Below are 6,231 nucleotides of genomic sequence, written 5' to 3' on the forward strand. Positions count from 1 at the left end.
GAGAAGTGGGAGTGGGACGAGATCGCCAGGAACCCGTTCTTCTGTCCCGACAAGGACAAGGCGGCGTTCTTCGAGACCTATCTCGACGGCATCCGCAAGAGCGGCTCCTCGATCGGCGCGGTGCTCGAGATCGTCGCCGAAGGCGTGCCCGCGGGTCTCGGCGCGCCGATCTACGCCAAGCTCGATTCCGATCTGGCGGGTGCGATGATGACCATCAACGCCGTGAAGGGCGTCGAGATCGGTGCCGGCTTCGGCGCGGCCGAGCTGACGGGCGAAGAGAACGCCGACGAGATGCGCACCGGCAATGACGGCACGCGTTTCCTGTCCAACCACGCCGGCGGCGTGCTGGGCGGCATCTCCACGGGGCAGCCGATCGTGGTGCGCTTCGCGGTGAAGCCGACCTCGTCGATCCTCCAGCCGCGTCTCACCGTGGATCGCAAGGGCGCTGATACCGAGATCTTCACCAAGGGCCGCCACGACCCCTGCGTCGGCATCCGCGCCGTCCCCGTCGGCGAGGCCATGATGGCCTGCGTGCTGGCCGATCATTTCATTCGGGATCGCGGGCAGGTGGGACGCTAGAGCAGGGGGTGAGGCGTTAGTGCATGATCGGGAAAAGTGTGAAGCGATTTTCCGAACAGATCATGCGCCCGCTACAATGTCGCGGTACTAGCCCACCGCGCAGCTTGACGTTCCCAAAACTTCGTCCGCAAATGCGGCCATGCAAAACTCCGAGATCCAGCGCATCACCAACTGGCTGATCGACGGTGCGAGGTCGTCCGGGACCCCTTCCGAGATGATCGCCGAGGTCTGCGAGCATCTGGTCGCGGCCGGCCTGCCGCTGTCGCGGTTCGGCATCTTCATCCGCACGCTGCATCCGGAAATCTTTGGCCGCAACTTCATCTGGCGGCAGGGCCAGAAGGTCGAGATCGGCACCGTCGATTTCGATATCCTGGACACGCCCGAATTCGCCCGGAGCCCGCTCCGGATCGTGTTCGAGGAGGGGCTGGAGGTCCGGGGACGGATGGACGATCCGGACAGCAGGCGGTTTCCGTTCCTCGACGACATGCGCGCCGAAGGCGTGACCGACTACCTCGCGATGCCGATGCACTATCTCGACGGCTCGATCCACGCGACGAGCTGGGTCACGCGCCATCCCGGCGGCTTCAGCGACGACGACATCGCGGCGATCCGCTCCATCGTGACGCCGCTCGCGCGCGTCAGCGAGATCATCAGCCTGCGCCGTACCGCCGAGATGCTGCTCGACACCTATGTCGGCAACCGCGCCGGCGCGCGGATCCTCGGCGGCCAGATCCGCCGCGGCCACAACGACACCATGCAGGCGGCAATCTGGCTCTCTGACTTGCGCGGCTTCACCGCATTGTCGGATCGGCTGCCGGCCGAGACCGTAGTCGAGATCCTCAACAACTACTTCGACTGCCAGGTGACCGCGATCCGCGGCCATGGCGGCGAGGTGCTGAAATTCATGGGTGATGGCGTGCTCGCGGTGTTTCCGATCGACGAATATGTCGGCGATGCCACGCATGTCTGCGCGCGCGTGCTGGAAGCCGCGCGCGAGTCCCGCGCCAGCGTGGAAGCGCTCGCGCACCCGGTCGGCGACGTCGTCGAGCGCTTCCGCTTCGGCGTTGCGCTGCATGTCGGCAACATCCTCTACGGCAATATCGGCGGCGGCAACCGGCTGGACTTCACCTGCATCGGCCCCGCCGTCAATCTCGCTGCGCGGCTGGAGAAGATCGCCGGCCGGCTTGGCCGCACCGTCGTGGTCTCGGAGGTCTTCGCCAACGCCTGCCGCCACGACTGGCGCGAGCTCGGCGAATTTCCGATCGCGGGGTTTTCGAAGGCGCAGCGCGTGTACGGGCTCGGCGAGGAGACGCCGGTGGTGATGGCCTAAGGGCGTCCAGATCGACGATCACGGCGGTTGGCTGAGCAGAGAGCTACGGCCACCGCTCCTGGCTGCTGCGCATCTCAGTCCGTCCGCTCCAGATTGTCGCGCACGCGCCACTTCAGCGCATCGATGTCGATCTGATGCACGCTGCCGCTGCCGGCGAGGTCGAGCGCGTGCGCAGCGGCGGCGCCCATTGCCATGCAGGGGCCCATCACCCGAACGCTGGAGAGTGCGGCCTTGTCGGCATCGATGCAGCGGCCGGCGGCGACGATGTTGTCGGCTTCCTGCGGCGCCAGGCTGCCGAACGGCACATAGTGGACGTGGTCCTTGTCGAAGACGTGCCAGTGATGGCCGGAGCCGTGGTCGTGCAGTTCGATCGGCCACGCCGTGCGGCCGATCGCGTCTTCGAATTTGGTGCCGGCGCGGACGTCGTCGACCGACAATTGCTGGCGGCCGACGATCCAGCGCGTCTGGCGGATTCCGGGAAAGCCATAGGCGCGGATGCGCGCCTTGCCGAAGCAGGCGGGGAATTCGTTCCTGAGGAAGGCGAAGGCGCGGTCGGCCTGGTCCTTGCCCTCGATGCCCTTGCGGCTCGCCTCCAGCGGCTCCAGTGGCGTCTCGACATGGGTCATGTTCATGGCGGCAACGCCGCGCCCGGGAATGACGAAGGACAGGCCCTCGCGCCGCAACAGACCGTAGTCGCCGGCCTTCTCTCGCATGCGCGCCGGCAATTCCTCCCGGCTCGGCACCTTGCTCTCGTCGATATTCTCCACGATCAGCATTTGCGTGCCGTAGATCGGGCCGTCGTCCGGCTCGCGGCAGGCAAAGCCCGCCTGCCACACCAGCGCGGCGTCGCCGGAGGCGTCGACGAAGCCGTTCGCCTCGACCTCGACGTCACCGTAGCGGGTGGAGAGATCGATCCCGGTCACGCGCCGGCCGGCGACACGGACATTGTGCATGACGGCGCCGACGATCACGGTGACGCCGGCCGCAAGCATCGCCTTCTCGACCCAGCGGCCGAGCGCGACCTCGTCGTAATAGACGACGGTGGTGTGCGGCCCGCGGCGGTAGAACAGCGCGTTCTCCTGCGCACCGAGGTCGCCCAGGAGATCGTCGGCGATACCGTGGGTGAACTGGTAGCCGTCGCTGCCGTTCGAGAACAGGCCGCAGAAGGTGCYGATGATGGAGTTGACCGCCTGGCCGCCGAGCGCGGGCAGGCTGTCGACCAGCACCACCTTGCGTCCGGCACGCGCGCCCTCGATCGCCGCCGACATGCCGGCCGCACCCGAGCCGACCACGCAGATGTCGGCGACGACGCGCGACGGTTTTTGGTTCGCGTCACGCCGGACGATTTTGGTGCCCGCGGTGACTTCGCTCGCGCTCATGGGTAGCTCCGTGTTCTTGTTGTCGTTGTCGTCAGTCATTTCGGCGCCGTCGGCCGGTCCGGGACCAAGGATTTGTCGATGATCTTCTCGGCATCGATATCGGGTTCGACCATCTTCTGACGCTTGAACCAGGCGATCTGGCGGGAGATGTCGGCGCTGTCGAGCGCGGGATCGACGACCGACAGCCCGATGCGGAGCTGCTCGACCTTCTGCTCGGTGTATTTGGAGATGATCGCAAGCATCGCGTCACCTTCCTCGCTGCGGGCGAATTTGCCGTCCGCATCGCGCTTCAACAGCACGCGCGCATAGTCGTCGGCGCCGCGGCGATAGACGGCCAGCACCTTCTCGACCAGCTTGCGGTTCTTCTCGATCGTCGCGGTCGAAKCCACGACGCAGCCGAGCATCCAGGGCGTCTCGTCGCCGACGAAGCCGAGCACGATCGCATCGCCAGAGGCGACCACCGGGCTGATCGTGGTCGTGGCGGTGAGTGCCGCGTCAAGCTGGCCGCCCTTGATGGCCGCGGCGACATTCGGCAGCGATTGCAGCGGAACGACCCGGACGGAGGTCACGTCGAATTTCAGCTTGTCGGCGATCAGGCCGAGCGAATAATGGAAAGTCGAGCCGACTTGCGTGATGCCGACGGAATGGCCGGGCAAGTCCTTCAGCGTCTTCAGGCCCGAATCATATGCGCGCTTGGAGACGACATAGGCCGTGTTCTGGAAGCCGGGTGCCTCGCGCGCCGTGCCGGCAACCACCTTCAGTCCGCCCTTGCCCGCGAGGTTGTAGAAGGCGGCCGTGAAGCCGGTGAAACCGATGTCGATGTCGCCGGAGACGCTGGCTACCGCGATCGGCACGGCGGCATCGAAGAATTTCAGATCGGCCTCGATCCCTTCCTGCTCGAAATAGCCACGCTCCTTGGCGAGGAACAACGGGGCTGCCGAGGAGAGCTTCAACAGCCCGATGCGGACCCGTTCGGCCGCTTGCGCCGCGCCGGTGGTGAAGAAGGCGATCGCCGCCAGCGTCAGGACCAGTTGGCCTCTTGTCGCGAAGCTTCTTATTGATATGCCCACTTCCGTCGTTTCCCGCCTTGCTTTTTGTCCGACCTGCGCCGGTTTTGCGGCATTGTCGGCGATCTCCGGCGGGAATGCAAAGTCGGAAGGCGCGGATGGCCTATTCCTCCGGCTCCGTCGTGAACAGCAGCGGATAGCCCTTGGCGCGGCCGGCGTCGGTGGCGCGCGTTGCCTTGGTCTCGGCGACGTCCTTGGTGAACACGGCGACCACGCAGGCGCCCAGCTTGTGCGCCGTGATCATCACCTTGTAGGCCTGATCTTCCGTCATGCGGAACTCGGCCTTGAGGATCATCGTGACGAACTCGCGCGGCGTGTAGTCGTCGTTGATCAGGATGACCTTGTGCAGCTTCGGTCGCTCGACCTTGGTCTTGGTCCTGGTTTTCGGCTTGGTGACGGCGTCGTTCATTCCGCCTCCTGGACACGGCGGGCTCGGGTTCCTGCCGGAGCGATCAGCTCGCGGCCCTCTCACCATATTGCAGGACCTGCACCTTCTCCAAGGTGATCAGCCCGCTCGACATCATGCCATCCAGGATGGGCAGGAATGCGTTGATGTTGTCCTCGCTGTCGACAATCTCGATCAGCAGCGGCAGGTCTTCCGAGAGCCGCAGGATTTTCGAGGTGTGCAGCCGGCTCGACTTGCCGAACCCCATCGGACCGCGCAGCACGGTGGCGCCGGCGAGGTGCAGCTCGCGCGCCTTCATCACGATCGCTTCATAGAGCGGCCTGCCGTCGCAATGGTCGCTCTCGCCGATGAAGATGCGGAGCGAAACGGCCTGATTGGGAATTTGCATGGTCAGCTCCTTCTCAAGCGGTTGTAGCGGCTCGCCATCATATGGCCGAGCCAGACCGACACCAGCCAGCAGACGACGGAGGAGGCGACATAGGCCAGCGCGGTGTATTTCATGCCGCCATGGACCAGGCGGAAGGTTTCCAGGCTGAAGGCCGAGAAGGTGGTGTAGCCGCCGCAGAACCCGGTCATGACGAACTGCCGGTGCTCGGGCCGTGCCAGCATGCGGCCGTCCGGGCCGGTCAGCGTCGCATAGAATCCGATGATCAGCGAGCCGGTGGCATTGATGAACAGGGTCGCGACGGGAAAGCCCGGACCGGTAACGAGCGCGAGCCCGACCAGATAGCGCGTCAGGCCACCGACGACGCTGCCGGCGGAAACCCAGGCATAGAGCATCGCGCTGCGCCGGCGCTCGGCGGAGGGAGAATTCATCGGCCGCTACCCTCCAAGACCGTCAGCGAGCAGGAAGCCGCAGCTGACGGCGGCGAGGCACAGTCCGACCGAGAAGGCGACGTTGCCGAGCGCATGCATGGGCTCGCCGTTACGGGCGAGCGTCAGCGTTTGCAGGCTGAACGAGGACACCGTGGTGTAGCAGCCGAGGAAACCGGTCACCGCGAACAGCCATGGATTGGGCGAGGCGAACATCGAGCCGGGATGGGTTGCCAGCGCGCCAAAAATGCCGATCAGGAAGGCGCCGGTGACGTTGATGGTCATGGTGCCCCACGGAAACGTCTCGCCCAGCCGCCGCGCGATCGCGCCGGAGATGAAATAGCGCGCACAGCCGCCCAGCACGCTGCCGATCACAATGGCAAGCACCCCGCTCAACACGATGAACAACTCCCCGTCATCATTTGCCCTCCGCTGCCAGCCCATTGCCGACGGCGAGCAGCCCCACGAGCGACACCAGCGCGAAGCCGAGCCCTGCCAGGAACGTGCCGGCCGGACCATAGGCGTCCCACAGCGCACCTGCGATCACGCTCGCGGCCAGCAGTGCCAGGCCCGTGAACAGGTTGAAATAGCCGAATGCGGTGCCGCGCAAGCTTGGCGGCGCGGCATCGGCGACGAGGGCCGAGAGCAGGCCTTGCG

The 6,231-nt window shown here is 65.7% G+C and carries 8 protein-coding genes and 1 pseudogene; 2 read left to right on the forward strand and 7 right to left on the reverse strand.

The features are described from left to right. Together aroC and AC1D00_RS22010 are read left to right on the forward strand one after the other, a co-directional pair. Positions 1-579 (forward strand): chorismate synthase (aroC, locus tag AC1D00_RS22005; RefSeq protein WP_477012108.1); only part of this gene is annotated, 579 nt, incomplete at its 5' end. A gap of 139 nt (positions 580-718) precedes the next feature. Then, entirely contained in the window at positions 719-1,909 is a 1,191-nt protein-coding gene (locus tag AC1D00_RS22010) for an adenylate/guanylate cyclase domain-containing protein (protein ID WP_477012109.1), read from the forward strand. Positions 1,910-1,983: 74 nt separating this feature from the next. On the opposite strand, the gene AC1D00_RS22015 is transcribed toward AC1D00_RS22010, so the two are convergent. The 7 genes and pseudogenes from AC1D00_RS22015 to AC1D00_RS22045 all read right to left on the reverse strand — a co-directional run. Next, the gene (locus tag AC1D00_RS22015; RefSeq protein ID WP_477012110.1) at positions 1,984-3,327 is read right to left on the reverse strand and encodes an FAD-dependent oxidoreductase; all 1,344 of its coding nucleotides are present in this window, start codon (positions 3,325-3,327) and stop codon (positions 1,984-1,986) included. Next, positions 3,324-4,358, reverse strand: a complete 1,035-nt coding sequence (locus AC1D00_RS22020) for an ABC transporter substrate-binding protein (protein ID WP_477012111.1) — start codon at positions 4,356-4,358, stop codon at positions 3,324-3,326. Before AC1D00_RS22020 ends, AC1D00_RS22015 begins: the two co-directional genes overlap by 4 nt. A gap of 100 nt (positions 4,359-4,458) precedes the next feature. Beyond that, the gene (clpS, locus tag AC1D00_RS22025; RefSeq protein WP_092188508.1) at positions 4,459-4,764 is read right to left on the reverse strand and encodes an ATP-dependent Clp protease adapter ClpS; all 306 of its coding nucleotides are present in this window, start codon (positions 4,762-4,764) and stop codon (positions 4,459-4,461) included. Between the two features lie 43 nt (positions 4,765-4,807). Then, complete coding sequence (locus tag AC1D00_RS22030; protein ID WP_135177378.1) at positions 4,808-5,149, reverse strand: DUF190 domain-containing protein; 342 nt, start codon at positions 5,147-5,149, stop codon at positions 4,808-4,810. 2 nt (positions 5,150-5,151) lie between these two features. Beyond that, on the reverse strand, positions 5,152-5,577 hold the full coding sequence (gene crcB, locus AC1D00_RS22035; RefSeq protein ID WP_135177377.1) for a fluoride efflux transporter CrcB: 426 nt from the start codon (positions 5,575-5,577) through the stop codon (positions 5,152-5,154). Between the two features lie 6 nt (positions 5,578-5,583). Next, positions 5,584-6,018, reverse strand: coding sequence for a fluoride efflux transporter CrcB (gene crcB / locus AC1D00_RS22040; RefSeq protein WP_135177376.1), 435 nt, complete (start codon positions 6,016-6,018; stop codon positions 5,584-5,586). Next, positions 5,993-6,231 (reverse strand): annotated as a pseudogene (locus tag AC1D00_RS22045) (MFS transporter); the annotation flags it as partial. The pseudogene AC1D00_RS22045 and the gene crcB (AC1D00_RS22040), both read right to left, overlap by 26 nt.

This window comes from Bradyrhizobium sp. P2_E8, from assembly GCF_056403875.1.

Bases quoted from the DNA above. Each gene is read 5' to 3' on its own strand.
- AC1D00_RS22010 (WP_477012109.1), top strand. From the start codon at position 719: ATGCAAAACTCCGAGATCCAGCGCATCACCAACTGGCTGATCGACGGT.
- clpS (WP_092188508.1), bottom strand. From the start codon at position 4,764: ATGAACGACGCCGTCACCAAGCCGAAAACCAGGACCAAGACCAAGGTC.
- AC1D00_RS22030 (WP_135177378.1), bottom strand. From the start codon at position 5,149: ATGCAAATTCCCAATCAGGCCGTTTCGCTCCGCATCTTCATCGGCGAG.
- crcB (WP_135177377.1), bottom strand. From the start codon at position 5,577: ATGAATTCTCCCTCCGCCGAGCGCCGGCGCAGCGCGATGCTCTATGCC.
- crcB (WP_135177376.1), bottom strand. From the start codon at position 6,018: ATGGGCTGGCAGCGGAGGGCAAATGATGACGGGGAGTTGTTCATCGTG.